We start from the raw sequence: 15689 nt of genomic DNA, 5'->3' as shown, positions 1-15689 counted from the left end.
AATACTGCAATCATTATAAAGATATAGTTTTTTAGAAACGCTTTAGAGCTCTCCTTGTCCGCTTCATTATATAGGACGTTAGATAGGCTTCGAAAGTTGCAAAAGTCGCAAAAATTGAAAAAGTCCCGGGAGGTTATGGAAGGTTGTGAAGCTCAGGCAACGAATATCGCTCTTTGCGATGGGTCAGACTAGCGCAAAGAGGATTGAATCAGGGCTCTTTACGAAATCAGTTCCTGCTTCTATAATAGAAGCCGAAGCTTAGAAAAAGCTTAACGCGATGAAGAAAGAATAGTACGGCCGATTTCCGCTGCCAGAGAGAGAATCCCAAGGCTGAAAGGATTCTTCAGAATGGAAGGCCCGAACGCTGCTTTCTGAGTGCAGGCAAAACCTGCCGGCTAGTGCCCGTTACCGCACATCTGAGGTGACCGGAACTGTCTGGCTTGGACCAGGCGCTCGGTAATCAGGGTGGTACCGCGAGAGTGTGCACAACGCCTTTCGTCCCTGTTTTTTGGGGATGAAGGGCTTTTTTTGTTGCTATGTAGCTGTTCTTATCTATCGAGGAGGGAATTGAAAATGAAGTCAACAGAGATTCGCAATCGCTGGCTCAAATTTTTCGAATCGAAAGGGCATGAGATCGTACCGAGCGCCTCGCTTGTACCGTACAACGATCCATCTTTGCTCTGGATCAACGCGGGGATGGCGCCGCTAAAAAAATATTTTGACGGCAGCGAGATTCCGCGCAACCCGCGCCTGACCAACTCGCAAAAGTGCATCCGCACCAATGACATTGAAAACGTAGGCAAAACGGCCCGCCACCAGACCATGTTTGAAATGCTGGGCAACTTTTCGATCGGCGACTATTTCAAGAAGGAAGCGATCCACTGGGCGTGGGAGTTTGCGACAGAAGAACTCGGATTCGACAAAGAGCGCATCTACGTGACGATCCACACGGAAGACGAGGAGGCGTTCGGCTACTGGACGAACGACATCGGTCTGCCAGCGGAGCGCATCGCTCGCACCGAAGAAGACAACTTCTGGGACATCGGCGAAGGTCCGTGCGGCCCGTGCTCGGAGCTGTTCTACGACCTGAAGCCGGAGATGGGTCGAGATGATGTGTTCCATCCGGATAATCATGACGGCAACCGCTACCTTGAATTTTGGAACCTGGTGTTCACACAGTTCAATCACAATGCGGACGGCTCGTACAACGAACTGCCGAAGAAGAACATCGATACCGGTTCCGGTCTGGAGCGGCTCTGCCTGATCTTGCAAGGCGTGGAAACCAACTTCGACACCGACCTGTTCCAGCCGATCATTCAAGAGACGGCTCGCCTCGCCGGGAAGCCTTACCATGAGAAGGCGGAGTGGGATGTAGCGTTCAAAGTCATCGCGGACCATGTCCGCACCGTCGCCTTTTCGATCGGGGACGGGGCGCTTCCGTCCAACGAAGGTCGCGGCTATGTGATCCGTCGCCTGCTGCGCCGTGCGGTTCGCTGCGGCAAAGTGCTCGGGATCGAAAAGCCGTTCATGTACACGCTGGTCAGCGTAGTTGTTGACATCATGGGCGGACATTACTCGGAACTTGTGCAAAAACAAGAGTTTATCGAGCGCGTCGTCAAGGCGGAGGAAGAGCGCTTCCACGTCACGCTGGCAGACGGTGAATCGCTGCTCGCAGAAGTGTTGGAGCGGGTTAAAGCTGAAGGGAACAACGTTCTTCCGGGCGATCAAGCGTTCCGCCTCTATGATACGTACGGTTTCCCGATCGACCTGACGGAAGACATCTGTGCGGAGCAAGGCATCTCGATCGACCGCGCAGGATTTGAAGAAGCTTTGAACGAGCAGCGCCAACGCGCACGGGCGGCACGCAAAGATGTTGCTTCCATGGCGGTGCAAACCAGCCTGTACGAGGAGATCAAAATCAACTCCGACTTCGTTGGCTACAGCGAGACAGCAGCTCCGGCGACCGTGCTGGCGATGATCAAAGATGGTGAAATCGTCACCGAAGCACATGAGGGAGATGAGATCGAACTGTTCCTCGACCGCACTCCGTTCTACGCCGAGTCGGGCGGTCAGGTGGCAGACATCGGTCTGATCACCGTCGGTGAATCGGCGATCGTCCAAGTGACCGACGTGCAAAAAGCTCCGAACGGCTACAACCTGCACAAAGCGAAAGTCCTCTCCGGCACGGTGGCAGCACTTGCTACTGTCGAAGCGTCGATCGACCACGAGCGCCGTGTGAGCATCACCCGCAACCACACCGCGACACACTTGTTGCACAAAGCGCTGCGTGAAGTGCTCGGCGAACATGTGGCACAGGCGGGCTCGCTGGTCGGACCGGATCGCCTGCGCTTTGACTTCTCCCATCTGTCGGGCATGACTGCAGATGAGATGGCGCTTGTCGAACGCAAAGTCAATGAGCAGATCTGGGCGAACGCAGTGGTTGAGATCAACGAAATGGCGATCGACGACGCGAAGAAGCTTGGCGCGATGGCGCTGTTCGGTGAAAAATATGGCGATGTGGTCCGCGTCGTCAAAGCGGGCGACTATTCGGTCGAGCTGTGTGGCGGCTGTCATGTTCGTTCGACAGGTGAGATCGGCCTGTTCAAACTCGTCTCCGAGGCCTCGATTGGCGCAGGCATCCGTCGCGTCGAAGCGGTGACCGGAAAAGGTGCGTATGAATTTGTGGTCGGCCAAGAGCGTCTGCTTCAAGAGGCAGCAGGGAAACTGCGCGCCAATGTCAACGACCTGCCGAACCGCATCGATCATCTGCAAGCGAACATCAAAGATCTCAGCAAGGAGATCGAAGGTCTGAAAGGCAAACTGGCAGCTGGAGAAGTAGGCAATCTGCTCGGCCAGATGACCGAAGTGTCCGGTGTGCCTTTCCTCGCCGCGAAGCTGGACGGTGTGGACATGGATGGTCTGCGCAACATTGCAGATGACATGAAAAACCGCATCGAGTCGGGCGTGATCGTGCTGGGTGCAGCGCAAGGTGAAGACAAAGTATCTTTTGTCGTCGCCGTGACCAAAGACCTAAATGGCCGTGGCATCCAAGCTGGCAAAATCGTCAAAGAGGTCGCTGCCATCACGGGCGGCGGCGGTGGCGGGCGCCCGGAACTGGCGCAAGCGGGGGGCAAAGATGTCTCCAAACTGCAAGAGGCGCTCAACCAAGCGTCGTCGATCCTCGCTGGCATGCTGTAAAAGCTGTAAACATGCATCAAGATGCAACCTGAAGACCCCGCCTGTCACGGCGGGGTTTTTTATGTGCACGGATCGGGGCTGTGCAAAGGAGTCATCAAGTCTGGACGCGGAGATGAGGTGAAAATCATTCGCGGGGGCAAACTCGTCAGCTCCATTTCAGCGAGATTCTATTTTTATTGATTGTACCGCTGTGTAATAAGTTATACTCGGTACGTGTTCTCATTCTTTTACACGACTGTAAAATAAGCTATACTCGGTAAGCTGTTCTCTATTTGGAGAATAGATGTTGTTTCAACAGGAGGAATCCTTAATGCAGATTCGAGTTGCACAAGAGCAAGACCAGCCCTATCTGGTCCGTGAATATCTGCAACATCTCAGCCCGCACTTGGGAGAAGCGGAGCGCTACGCCTGGCAACACTTGCAGGTGGAGCGAGCTCTGTTGCTGGAGGACAAGGGCTTCGTCGTCGGATTCGCCAGCTGGGGTCGGCGGGAAGGAGTCCGCGCGGGCCTTGCGCAACTGACGGGCATCCGCATCATCGCGACGCGTCGCCAGCAAGGGCATGGGACCGAACTGTTTCACGCGGTGCTACAGGATATGGAAGCGTACTATGCCGATCTCGATTCCGCGTTGCGCAGGGTGTTCCTCTTTTCGCCGGAAGCGACCGCGCCGTTTTTTGCCCGATTGGGCTTTGCACAGAGAGCTGTACTGAACGATCATCGTGCTGTCAACCAGACTGACATTTTGCAAATCCTCGATCGCTAGACGCGTCGGCCAGACGGTCAGCGTGTTATCTTTTGGTGCCGGAACGATAGACAGAAATTTCCGTTTTTTGTATGCTATTTGTATCTTTTGAAAATGAGGTGTCAGGATGGAAAAGTTGTTTGAGCGTGTCGATACGGTGATTCTGCGCGTCCAAGACTTGCAAGCGGCGCGCGCGTGGTATGAGCAGAAGCTTGGTTTGACAGCAGGGTACTATGACGAAGCGGAAGGATATCTGGTGTTAAATCTGTCAGAAACGCCGATCTCGCTCTATCAGCTTCGCGCAGGGGAAACCCGTCCGAGCAAAGGCGCGGCGGGGAGTTACCCGATCTTGTTCACAAAAGAGATCGAACGCGTGCACGCGGTGCTCACAGAGCGAGGTGTAGAGGTTGAACCGATCCAGACGGGCGGGGGCGTGAGCTACTTTATCTTCCACGACCTCGATGGCAACCGCTTGGAAGCCTGCATGTTTTAACGGATTGAACGGAGGAGTCCTTCCGCGCTGGCAGCTGCTGCGGAAGGACTCTTTTTTGACCTGCTGCGTGCTTGTTCGCTACAATGTAGAGGATATCGAATCGTGTAAAGTTTGTTTTTCATGAAGGGGAATCGGGTAGATGAAGGAGTATCAAGCAAAGCGAGTGCTGATCATGGTGGCCGTCGAAGCGGAGCGCGAGGCGATCGTGCGCGGGCTTGGCGACACGGCACGCTTCGACGTGCGAGTGGCCGGAGTCGGTCCTGTGGCGGCAGCAGTCCGCACGGCGCAGGCGTTGGCTGCTGCAGAGTATCGACTGGTCATCAGCGCCGGAATCGGCGGCGGTTTTCCCGGGCGGGCCGAGGTTGGCTCGCTGGTGGTGGCAAGCGACATCTTGGCGGCCGATCTGGGTGCGGAGACGGCGGAGGGCTATTGCAGTGTGGAGAAGTTGGGCTTCGGTTCCTCCCGCGTGCCGGTCGATGCCGTATTGGTGCAGAAGGTGACAGAGGCGATGCGGACGGCAGGGCTGACGGTGACGACAGGCCCAGTGCTCACCTTGTCCACGGTGACGGGCACTGCAGCCACCGCCTCAGAACTTGCCGATCGCGTGCCCGGTGCTGTTGCTGAGGCGATGGAAGGCTTTGGGGTGGCATTTGCCGCTCATGATCGGGGCCTTCCGGTGCTGGAGATCCGCGCGATCTCGAACGCTGTCGGTCCGCGTGACAAGTCGGCTTGGCGAATGAAAGAGGCGTTTGCCGCTCTGCAAGCGGCCAGCGCAGTTTTGGTGGAGGTGCTGTAAATGAAAATCGCTTATTCTCCGTGTCCGAACGACACGTTCGTTTTCCACGCCTGGGCACACGGGCTGATTCCCGGTGCGCCGGAGTTGGATGTGAAGTATGCAGACATCGACATCACCAACAGTTTGGCTGCCAATCCGGGCGGTCCTGAGGTGCTCAAAATTTCCTACGCGGCCCTGCCGTGGGTGTTGCAAGAATACGCCCTGTTGCCGTGTGGAGGTGCGCTTGGCCGCGGCTGTGGGCCGCTGGTGCTGACCAATAACGTTGCGGCGGCGAACAATCCGGCCGCGTTGTCTGGTAAAAAGGTGGCCGTTCCCAGCGAGCGCTCGACCGCTTACTTGCTGTTCCGGCTGTGGGCCGTGCAAAATGTGCCGGGCGGCGTCGGTGAGATTGTCGTCATGCCGTTTCATGAGATCATGCCTGCCGTGCGCGATGGCAAAATCGATGCCGGGCTGGTGATCCACGAGGCGCGGTTTACCTATCAGACGTTCGGCCTGACCATGTTAGCCGACATGGGCAGTTGGTGGGAAGCGGACACGGGTCTGCCGATCCCGCTCGGGGCGATCATCGCGAAGCGCTCGCTCGACCTCGAAGCGATCGCGCAATGGATTCGCGCCTCGGTCGAGTACGCTTGGGCGCACCCGGAGGTTTCACGCGAGTATGTAATGTGCCATGCGCAGGAGATGTCCCCCGATGTCGCCGACCAGCACATCGGGCTGTACGTCAACGAGTTCACTGCGGATCTGGGCGAGAAAGGGTATGAAGCGGTCACCGCACTGCTGACTCGCGCTGCAAAAGAGGGTTTGGTACCCGAATTTGATTTGGCGTTGCTCAAAATGCCTGAGTGATGTGAGAAAGAAAAAGGCCGTCCTGCACGCAGGATGGCCTTTTTTAGGATTCAAAATAGAGGGAGTGGTGCAACTGACAGCCTGGATTGAAGGCAGCACCGCAGGTAGGGCAACGGGACTCACAGTTCTTGTATTCATGAACGGTCAGTTCGTGACCACAAGCACCGCAAAGCACAGCCGGTTCGTCAAAACGCGATTTCGGCCAAGGCTCTGGTTGATGGTCGGCCACTTCAAGATGGCACTCATAGCATGGATAGTAGCGCTCGCAGCACCCGAACTTCAAAGCGATGATGTCCACGGGACTGTGATAGTGTTTGCACCGCGTCTCGGCATCGACGTCCACTCCGTACACTTTGGGGCGGACGACAGGCAGCGTTTGGCCAGACACCACTTTTTGCACACCTTCCTGACAGACGCCGTACTCGAGCCACGGGCAGGTGGAGCAGATCTCCAGCAGGTCGTCCGGCTGTAAGGAGCGGGCCACCCGGGCGAGAATGTCCTCCCATGTCACGAGCTGACCGGGGGTGAGACCCAGCCGTTGCAAGATCAAGGCGTCGCGCTCCGCCACATTTCGATCCTCACAATGATACTCGCCGTCCGCTGGAAAACAGGCGCAGAGCTGATCCGGTCCGCTCACGATTTTACAAGTTGTTTGCGGGTCGCTAAGCAACGTGCTGTAGACGACGGTCATGTTGTCCACATAAGCATCCGAATAGCCCATCCCTCGATAGCCGAGCAAACAGAGCAGATGATGTCCACGCAAGGAGATCGCCATGTCATCGCTTCCTTTTCTTGAGAATAAAGTCTCCCTACTATAGCATAGCAGTCTCGATCTGAGGAGAGGTACAGGCGAGGGTTGAGCGAGGGATCGGCCGTTTGCAAAGCCGGCCCATGTGGTGAGACAGGTGGCGCCTCGTGACTCGTTTTGTGTCTGATTTCCGTCTCAAGACGGAGGCGAGGACGGTCTTCAGGTCGGCGCGGGAGCTGACCTGTTTTGCTACAATTGTGACATAAGGATGGAAGTCAGTCTTTCGCTAGCCTATACTTTTCTTACGATATGAGGGGAGACGAGCAAGATGGGCAATCGACTGTTTGGGTTTATTTTGGTGATCATCGGTTTTATTTTTGTGGTACCGAACTTTGGATGGTTTGGCGTGGACACGATCGGTGAGTCATTCGCGACGTTTTGGCCGCTGTTTCTGATCTGGGCTGGCGTGTCAGGTCTGTTCAACGGTTGGAACAGACGCCAGAAGAAAATATCGTTTTCGCCGCTGGTAGCCATTATGATCGGTGTGCTGTTCCTGCTCGATAAAGTGGGAATTGCGCCGTTCTCGACGTGGATTGTGCCCGGCGTGTTGATCCTGTTCGGTGTGACGCTGCTGTTTGGACGCCGTCCGATCGGCAAGGTGTCGATCATCCGCGATGGCTTCGGGCGCGATGGAAGCTGGTCGCATGAGAGCGGCGGCAACGTGACGAGGATCAAATGCAAGATTGGCGACCTATACGTCGGCGGTACGGACTGGCAGTTGAAAGATACGTTCATCGAGCAGAAAGTCGGCGCGGTCCGCATCGATCTCACCGAGACGGTGATTCCGCTGGGCGAGACACTGCTTGAGGTGGAATGCAAGATGGGCGACGTCGATGTCGTGTTTCCCGAAGGATTGGCCGTGATGGTCGAAGCGCGTGTCAAGATCGGCTCGATGCGCCTGTTTGATCAGTCGAACACTGGCGGCGTGCTGTTCTTCCAGAGCCCAGGCTATGAGGAAGCGGAACGCAAGGTGCGGATGTTCGCAGAAGTGAATATCGGTGATCTCGATGTCAAACGAGCGTGAAGCGACGTTTCGCAGTATCCGCTGGTCGATGTTGTTCGCATTTGTGCGAACCTCGGCAGCGGCTCTTGCTGTTTTCAGCGGGCTGGTGCTCTTAGGCGTTCTGGTGTGGAATGTGGTGATGGAAAATCCGCTCGTTCCGGCGCACATCTGGACGAACGGACTGGCCGGGGTGTTGGTGGTCTCGGCACTGCTTTCGATCGTGCTGGTCGGTGGTTACTCCGGCTTTCAAGAGTCGAGAACCTTTCGCCGTCGGATGCGGACGTTTCATGAAGCGACGCTCCTCTGGGCCAACGGTCGACTCGGCCACCGCGTCGCCGTGCAGGAAGCGGACGATGAGATGGAAGAGTTGGCCGCTGCGCTCAACCGCATGGCAGAGCGCTTGGAGCAGCAAAAGAGCGCGTTGGAGCGGCTGGTCGAGACCAATGAGCAGCTCTATCAACAGGCGGTCGGAGCGGCGGCGCTGGAGGAGCGAGCCCGTTTGTCGCGGGAGTTGCATGATTCGGTGTCGCAGCAGTTGTTTGCGCTGGGCATGACGGCTGGCGCGGCCAGCAAGCTGATCGAGCTCGATGTCGAACGCGCCCGTCCATTGGTGGCCCAGACGGAGGAGATGGCCGCCAAAGCACAGGCGGAGATGCGCGCCTTGCTGTTGCATCTGCGCCCGGTGGAACTGGAAGGCAGACAGCTGGTGGAAGCGCTGGAACGCTTTTTGCACGATGTCTGCCCGCGCCATGCGATCTCCTATGATCTCGATGTGGAGCGGGGGAGCCGTCTGTCTGACGGCATGGAGTCCCATCTGTTTCGCGTCGTGCAGGAGGCGGTGTCCAACGTGATTCGCCATGCCAAGGCCAAGCTGTTGCAAGTGCGACTGTTTACCGAAGGGGATGTGGTCGTGTTGATCGTGCGCGATGACGGGGTGGGATTTGACCCGCAAGCGGTTCGCAACGGCTCGTACGGACTGCACAGCATCCGCGAACGCGTCGAGGAGATCGGCGGGCGCTGTGAAGTGCGATCATCGCCCGATATGGGGACCGAAGTGCGCGTGACCGTACAATGCTTGACCTGAGAGGAGGGATGAACGCATGAGTTCTCACATTCGAATTGTCTTGGTCGATGACCATGACATGGTACGGCAAGGCATCCGCACCTATCTGTTGACCGAGGCGGACATCGAAGTGGTCGGGGAGGCCAATACGGGTGAGGCGGCGGTGGAACTGGTTGAGCGCTTGCAGCCCGACCTCGTGCTGATGGACCTGCTGATGCCGGGCATGGATGGCGTGGCGGCGACCCGCGCCGTGTTAAAGGCCCGTCCGCAGACGAAGGTGCTGGTGCTGACTTCGTTTGTGCAAGATGATAAAGTGCTCCCCGCGCTGGAAGCGGGCGCGTCCGGGTACCTGTTGAAAACGGTGCTCGGCGATGAGCTTGTGCGATCGATCCGCAAAGTCTGCGCGGGCGATACGGTGCTCGAACCGGTGGTGGCAGCCAAGATGCTGGCCGCACTGCAAAAGCCGAAAGAACAGGAGCTAGGCTGGCTCGACGCGCTGACCGAACGCGAACAGGACGTGCTGCGCCTGTTGGCACAAGGTCTGACCAATCAAGCGATCGGCGAGCAGCTGTTCATCGGGATCAAGACGGTGAAGACGCACGTCAGCAACATTCTCGCTAAACTTGGCGTCGAGGATCGCACCCAAGCGGCGATCTACGCGCTGAAAAATGGATTGCTGGAAGCGGACGAGAAAAAGGAGTAAGATGGACGGGAGGGACAGAGGAAGGCAGCCAAGATGACCACAACAGGAATTTTACTCGTTGCCCACGGCAGCATCGTGCCAGGAGCAGAAGCGGATGTGGAGCAGTTGGCCCGATTTTTGCGGGCGGCGACGGGGATACCAACGGTGGAAATCGGCTACCTTGAATATACAGAACCCTCGCTCCAAGCGGCGGTCAAGGTCTGTTTAGCCCAAGGCTTGACAGACCTTTTGGTAGTGCCGTATTTTTTAACGGATGGTTATTTATGCAAAAAAGCGCTTCGCATCGTGCGAGAAGCGCTTGGTGGTACCGATCTGTTGTTGTATGAAACCAATCCGCTCGGTGGTGCACCCGAGTTGATCGAAGCGATGCTCGAGGCAGTTGCACGAGCGGAGCGGGTGTAACGTCTTAGTGGCACTCGCCGCACTGACCGAAAATTTCGAAGCGGTGCGATTCGATCTGAAACCCGCGGGGCGCGGTGATGCCGAGCAGGTCCATCGGGCAGCCTTCGACCAGTTCCGTTTTGCCACAGACGGTGCAGATGTAGTGATGGTGGTGTTGGTTGGTGTCGCAGGTGATGCGGTATTTGCTACCGCCATCCCCAAAGGTGGACTCTTCGATGATCCCTTCTACTTTTAACAAATGCAGGTTGCGGTAGACCGTATCGAAGGAGAGACGCGGAAAGACTTTCTGCATCCGCTCCAAAAGTTCTTTGGCCGAAATATAGCGGTCTTCTTCAAGCAAGGTGTCTACGATCATCTGACGTTTGCCAGTCAATTTGAAGCCCTGTTCTTTCAAGCGCTCCAAAAATTTGTCCTTGGCATCGGCGTGGCTGTGGTTATGCTCATGATCGTGAGCCTGCGGATGGTCTTTTTGTGACATGGTAGGGACACTCCTTTCCCAACTTCATTCTATTATAGCACAACAGAAAGGGTGTTAGATTCTGGTGGAACAACAGCTGAGGTCGTTTGGGACCATCGGCAGCAAGATGAGGCTGCTCGGAAGCTATTATTTCTTCTTTTTTATCGCGTTTGGCGCCCTTTATACCATGTTGCCTTTATTCTTGGAAGGAAAAGGGCTCAGCAAGCAACAAGCGTCGTCGATCATGGCGGTCGGTCCGGTCGTCACCGTGATCTTCCAACCGATCTGGGGGATGATCTGCGACCGCTACAACGCCCAACGCAAAGTGCTGATCGGCACGTTGCTGGGCGCGGCGACCATCGGTCTGATCTATTCGTTTGCCGATACGTATCTGCTGTATCTGATCTTCTTTGCGGGCATGGCGCTCTTTCATTCCTCTGGGGTGCCGATCCTCGATTCGATCTCGCTGTCTTACACCCAGAAGAATGGCCGTGACTACGGGTCGCTGCGGCTGTGGGGCGCGATCGGATTTGCGGTGGCCTCGTGGGGAGCGGGCATCATCGCGGAGGCGACCGATCTGTCGTCGATCTTCTATCTATATGTGGGCGCGATGATCGTGTGTGTGTTCTTGACGCGGGGATTGCCGCAGGAGGCCGCACCGTTTTCCGGAAACATGCTGCATGGGCTGAAGAAGTTGTTTTTCATTCCGCGCTACCTGCTCTTGATGCTGTCCACGTTTTTGGTGTTTGGCGTGATTCAGGCGAACAACGTGCTGTACGGCTTTTTCTTCACGGCGATCGGCGGTACGGTGGCCGGAGTGGGCCTGTCCTTTCTGATCGCGGCGGGAAGTGAAGCTCCCGTGATGCGCGCGGCCGGGATGCTGATCCGCAAGTATGGGATGATTCCGGTGCTGATCATCGCAGCACTTGTCTCCTCGTTGCGCTGGGTCTTCTACGGCACAGAACCGTCAGTGACGCTGGTGATGTGGCTGTTGTTCGTACAGGGGATTTCGGTCGGGCTCTACCTGCCCGCTGCGGCACAGTTTATACGTCAGGTGGCGCCACAGGAGATTCAGGTAACTGCCCTTGGCATCTACTCGGCGGTCGGGCACGGGTTGGGCGCGATGACGTGGACGATGGTCGGCGGCATGCTCGCCGACAGGTTCGACATTTTCGTCACCTACAAACTGCTTGGCATCGTCTCGTGGGTCGGCGTCGCGGTGCTGGTCGTGCTCTATTTCGTCAACAAAAGGCATCGGACTTGATCCGGTGCCTTTTGTTTCGCATGGAGATCGGTGCACAGACGGTGAGCGGCAAGTTCTGAGCGGCGATGGAGAACACCACGATCTTGATCAGAATTCATTACTTACCAAAAGGGTTTTGCGCGCTGTTTGCCGAATCTTACTCCTGTTATGGAACATCTGTTCTCTTGAAGGGATGATGAGAGTTGACGATAGATTTGCTTCTCGATGAGTGGAAGCGCACCCCGTCTTTTAGCCAAAATGTCACCCAGTGGCGCGTCTATCCTGGCCAGGAAGCGGTATATGCCGACTTTCCAGCCTCGATGAATGCGCGGATCGGTGAGGGCTTGGTCAAAAAGGGCATCCGCAGGCTGTATTCGCATCAGGCGGAAGCATTTTCACAGGTGAAAGCGGGTCAGAACATCGTGGTGGTCACGCCGACTGCGTCAGGCAAGACGCTGTGCTACAATCTGCCGGTGCTCGACCATCTGTTACAGGACCCGGAGGCGCGGGCGCTCTATCTGTTTCCGACCAAAGCGCTTTCGCAAGACCAGATGAAAGAATTGCACGAGATGGTCGAACATTTGGAACAGGAGATCAAGACTTTTACCTATGACGGCGACACTCCGGTCACGGCAAGGCAGGCGATTCGCCAAGCCGGACATATCGTGGTGACCAACCCGGACATGTTGCACTCGGGGATCTTGCCGCACCATACGAAGTGGGTCAAGCTGTTTGAAAATCTCAAGTATGTGGTCATCGACGAAATTCACATGTATCGCGGCGTATTCGGTTCCCATGTGGCCAACGTCATCCGCCGCTTGAAGCGCATCTGCAAATTTTATGGTTCTAATCCACAATTTATCTGCTGTTCGGCCACCATTGCCAATCCGCGCGAACTGGCGGTCGAACTGTTTGGCGAATCGTTTCATCTGATCGACCGATCGGGTGCGCCGCGCGGGGAAAAGCACTTCATTTTCTACAACCCGCCAGTGGTCAATCAGCAGCTTGGCATCCGCAGAAGCTCGCTGTTGGAATCACGCAAGATCGCGTCACAACTGCTCAAGCGCGAGGTGCAGACGATCGTCTTCACCAAAGCGCGGACGCAGGTCGAGGTGATGTTGACCTACTTGAAAGAATCGACCGCAGGCATCGTGCCAAGCAAAGCGGTGCGCGGGTATCGCGGCGGCTATCTGCCCACTGAGCGGCGCGAGATTGAGCGCGGACTGCGCAATGGCGATGTGCGGGGCGTGGTCTCGACCAATGCGCTGGAACTCGGGATCGACATCGGCTCCTTGGAGGCGTGCGTGATCACGGGCTATCCGGGCACGATCGCGTCAGTCTGGCAACAGGCGGGCCGCGCCGGACGCCGTCATGGCAAGTCGGTGACGGTGCTGGTCGCCTCCTCCGCGCCGCTCGACCAGTATATCGTCCAGCACCCGGAGTATTTTTTCGAAGGCTCACCAGAACATGCTTGGGTGCATCCTGAGAATCTGATCATCTTGGTCGATCATTTGAAATGCGCGGCGTTTGAACTGCCATTTGAGCCAGACGAACAGTTCGGCGTGGCGACGACACCAGAAATTCTCGATTATCTGGTGGAGGAGCGCGTGCTGAACAAGGCGTCCGATCAGCGCTACTATTGGATGAATGATGCGATGCCAAGCCATGACATTTCGCTGCGCTCGGCCGCACAGGAAAACGTGCTGATCATCGACATGACCGAGCAGAACCGCGTCATTGGGGAGACGGACCGCTTTTCTGCCTTGACTACGCTTCATGAAAAGGCGATCTATATCCACGAAGGCGTGCAGTTCCAAGTGGAGAAGCTCGATCTGGAGTATGGCAAGGCATTTGTGCGCAAGGTCGATTCTGACTATTACACCGACGCGGAGCTCGCCGTCAATCTGCGCGTCTTGGATGAGTTTCGCGAGCAGCCGGAAGCGGAAGTTCGTCATGGCTATGGCGAAGTGATGGTCAACGCGATGCCGACGATCTTTAAAAAGATCAAGTTCGACACGCATGAAAATCTGGGCTGGGGCAAGATTCACCTCCCGGAAGCGGAACTGCATACGATGTCGTACTGGCTGGCGTTTGACGAGCCGTTGACCAAGGATTTGCGCAAAGAGGAGATCGAAGGCGGTCTGGTTGGCACGGCCAACCTGTTAAAAGGCGTCGCGCCGTTGTATCTGATGTGCGCACCGGGCGACCTGCACGTCCAGCCGCAGGTGCGGGCGCTGCACACCAAGGCGCCGACCGTCTTTTTGTATGATTCCTATCCGGGCGGCATCGGGTTGTCCGACAAATTCTATCAAGTGCGCCGCGAAGTAATCCGCACGGCGCTCGACATGCTGGAGGGCTGCACCTGTGAGCAGGGCTGTCCCTCCTGCGTCGGTCCCGTCGAGATCGTCGGCGACAAAGGCAAAGCGACGACGCGCCGTTTTCTGCAGGCGGTGCTATAGGCACAACAAAAAACTCTTCCTGTCACGCAGCTGTGATGGGGAGAGTTTTTTGCTAGGCGAGGTTGGCGAACAGGATGAGCAGAATGCCGCTGACGTAAAAGGAACCGACGATCGGGCAACGAGTTCGTCTCATCTTTGTATACGGCGATAAGGCGCGGACGGCACCGCAGACGATGAATAAAAGCCCGGCCATGAAAAAATACAGTCCGTCCGACACGGGTAGCACCCCGTCAAGTACCAAGAGGCGATAGGCGATCACAGCCAGCGCGTTCCAAAACACAGTGTAAAGCAAAACGTACAGCAGGTAACTTCCCGATGATTGCCGCATAACATCCCACTCTCCTGGAACGAGGTTCTCTTTTATCTATATTCGGAACGAGTGGAGATGCGACACTAAAGACATGAAGTGGAAAAACAAGAAACGGAAAAAACAATGGATAGTGCGCTTGCAGATCATGTAGTTCATGGCAGGGGGCTTTCTGTTGCATCGAGGCTATTTCACGGGCGAAGAATTCAGCGATAGTGTGGCAACTCAAAAACGGAAGCTCGCAGGTTTGAGTCCAATGCGGCCAACCATAAAAAGGACATCCTTCACTTGAGCGAGAACCCATATTTATACAGGGAGGTGTGCGATGTTTATTTTTGAAGAAATTGAGGAAGACATGAAATCCTATATGGAACATAAAGGTATGACCTCTTTAGATGCGCTTGCTGAAGCGATTCGAATTCATATTGACCAATGGGAGATAGTTCTCGGGATTGAGGGTCATGACGAGGAGGATGTACAGGCAACCATACAAGCGGGCTACGAACAATTTCTCAAGGAATTAGAAGAAAGAGGAATCCATTACGATGGACGACACACACAACCACGTGAGGAAGATGATCCTATTGAGGTAGCGGAAAGTCTTATGATTGGCGGACCTGCTATACAAGGGTCTATCTCGAGTTATCGAAAAAAAGACTGGTATAAAATCATACCCACTGCAAGTGGTCATGTAAAATTTGAGGTAATCAATATCCCTTTTGGGCAATCTGTCATGATTCATCTGACCGATTCTGAGGGCCCCACACAATTGATGTTTGACTTGAATAGCCCTTCAGAAAATGAACTGATCTTTGCTCAGTATCTTACAAAAGGCAGGACGTACTTTGTAGAAGTAATCCCGCATATGCACGGAGAGGGTCTTCCTATCACTTATGCAATAAGGACCAAAAATCTGTGAGGTTAGATCAGCAAGAGAAGCCCATCTATGCGCCAATAATTAGTCGTTAGGGGAGTAGAAGTTGATGAAAGCGATCTATAAATTTCTTCCAATCATTGGACTGGCAATAGGCACTTTTCTCGTGGAGAATGTGATAAATAATTATTTTATAAGTAACGGTTTGAACGTCCGATCATCGCACATGATCACCGTGTTAGCTTTAATCTGCTTTCTAGTGGGATTTGGATTAGGGCGATGGAAAAGAATAAAA

15 protein-coding genes are annotated in these 15689 nt (G+C 55.4%); 12 read left to right on the top strand and 3 right to left on the bottom strand.

The annotated features are described in order from the left end of the window. Positions 1–573: 573 nt before the first annotated feature. From alaS to CIG75_RS17905, 5 genes are all read left to right on the top strand, one after another. Positions 574–3198: an alanine--tRNA ligase gene (gene alaS, locus CIG75_RS17925; protein WP_094237891.1), complete on the top strand. Its 2625-nt coding sequence runs from the start codon at positions 574–576 to the stop codon at positions 3196–3198. 310 nt (positions 3199–3508) lie between these two features. After that, the gene (locus tag CIG75_RS17920; protein WP_157729632.1) at positions 3509–3961 is read left to right on the top strand and encodes a GNAT family N-acetyltransferase; all 453 of its coding nucleotides are present in this window, start codon (positions 3509–3511) and stop codon (positions 3959–3961) included. A 106-nt stretch (positions 3962–4067) separates the two neighbouring features. Beyond that, positions 4068–4433, top strand: a complete 366-nt coding sequence (locus CIG75_RS17915; RefSeq protein WP_094237889.1) for a VOC family protein — start codon at positions 4068–4070, stop codon at positions 4431–4433. 139 nt (positions 4434–4572) lie between these two features. Next, entirely contained in the window at positions 4573–5229 is a 657-nt protein-coding gene (locus CIG75_RS17910) for a futalosine hydrolase (protein WP_094237888.1), read from the top strand. Beyond that, positions 5230–6075 (top strand): 1,4-dihydroxy-6-naphtoate synthase, encoded by an 846-nt coding sequence (locus tag CIG75_RS17905; RefSeq protein WP_094237887.1) that lies wholly within the window; start codon positions 5230–5232, stop codon positions 6073–6075. A 43-nt stretch (positions 6076–6118) separates the two neighbouring features. On the opposite strand, the gene CIG75_RS21555 is transcribed toward CIG75_RS17905, so the two are convergent. Beyond that, positions 6119–6850, bottom strand: coding sequence for a DUF1284 domain-containing protein (locus tag CIG75_RS21555; protein ID WP_322348592.1), 732 nt, complete (start codon positions 6848–6850; stop codon positions 6119–6121). Between the two features lie 301 nt (positions 6851–7151). Between CIG75_RS21555 and liaF the strand changes: the two genes are divergently transcribed. Genes liaF through CIG75_RS17880 form a run of 4 tightly spaced genes read left to right on the top strand, consistent with a single transcriptional unit; the run spans position 7152 to position 10054 of the window. Beyond that, positions 7152–7907, top strand: a complete 756-nt coding sequence (gene liaF, locus CIG75_RS17895; protein ID WP_094237886.1) for a cell wall-active antibiotics response protein LiaF — start codon at positions 7152–7154, stop codon at positions 7905–7907. After that, positions 7891–8970: a HAMP domain-containing sensor histidine kinase gene (locus CIG75_RS17890; protein WP_227874445.1), complete on the top strand. Its 1080-nt coding sequence runs from the start codon at positions 7891–7893 to the stop codon at positions 8968–8970. The genes liaF and CIG75_RS17890 overlap by 17 nt, the downstream gene beginning before the upstream one ends. 16 nt (positions 8971–8986) lie before the next feature. Further along, positions 8987–9652 (top strand): response regulator, encoded by a 666-nt coding sequence (locus CIG75_RS17885; RefSeq protein ID WP_094237884.1) that lies wholly within the window; start codon positions 8987–8989, stop codon positions 9650–9652. A gap of 33 nt (positions 9653–9685) precedes the next feature. Next, entirely contained in the window at positions 9686–10054 is a 369-nt protein-coding gene (locus CIG75_RS17880) for a sirohydrochlorin chelatase (RefSeq protein ID WP_094237883.1), read from the top strand. A 4-nt stretch (positions 10055–10058) separates the two neighbouring features. On the opposite strand, the gene CIG75_RS17875 is transcribed toward CIG75_RS17880, so the two are convergent. Then, complete coding sequence (locus CIG75_RS17875) at positions 10059–10532, bottom strand: Fur family transcriptional regulator (protein ID WP_094237882.1); 474 nt, start codon at positions 10530–10532, stop codon at positions 10059–10061. Positions 10533–10596: 64 nt separating this feature from the next. Between CIG75_RS17875 and CIG75_RS17870 the strand changes: the two genes are divergently transcribed. Together CIG75_RS17870 and CIG75_RS17865 are read left to right on the top strand one after the other, a co-directional pair. After that, positions 10597–11775 carry an MFS transporter gene (locus tag CIG75_RS17870; RefSeq protein WP_094237881.1) on the top strand — a complete coding sequence of 393 codons (1179 nt, stop codon included), beginning with the start codon at positions 10597–10599 and terminating at the stop codon, positions 11773–11775. 182 nt (positions 11776–11957) lie between these two features. Beyond that, the gene (locus CIG75_RS17865) at positions 11958–14213 is read left to right on the top strand and encodes a DEAD/DEAH box helicase (RefSeq protein ID WP_227874277.1); all 2256 of its coding nucleotides are present in this window, start codon (positions 11958–11960) and stop codon (positions 14211–14213) included. Positions 14214–14265: 52 nt separating this feature from the next. On the opposite strand, the gene CIG75_RS17860 is transcribed toward CIG75_RS17865, so the two are convergent. Next, positions 14266–14541 carry a hypothetical protein gene (locus CIG75_RS17860; protein ID WP_094237880.1) on the bottom strand — a complete coding sequence of 92 codons (276 nt, stop codon included), beginning with the start codon at positions 14539–14541 and terminating at the stop codon, positions 14266–14268. A 304-nt stretch (positions 14542–14845) separates the two neighbouring features. On the opposite strand from CIG75_RS17860, the gene CIG75_RS17855 reads away from it, so the two are divergent. Then, complete coding sequence (locus CIG75_RS17855; protein WP_094237879.1) at positions 14846–15439, top strand: hypothetical protein; 594 nt, start codon at positions 14846–14848, stop codon at positions 15437–15439. Positions 15440–15689 lie beyond the last annotated feature (250 nt).

This window comes from Tumebacillus algifaecis, assembly GCF_002243515.1.
Lineage (GTDB): Bacteria > Bacillota > Bacilli > Tumebacillales > Tumebacillaceae > Tumebacillus_A > Tumebacillus_A algifaecis.
The sequence above is the reverse complement of the archived record's forward strand: the minus strand, read 5'-3'. Positions and strand labels throughout refer to the sequence as shown.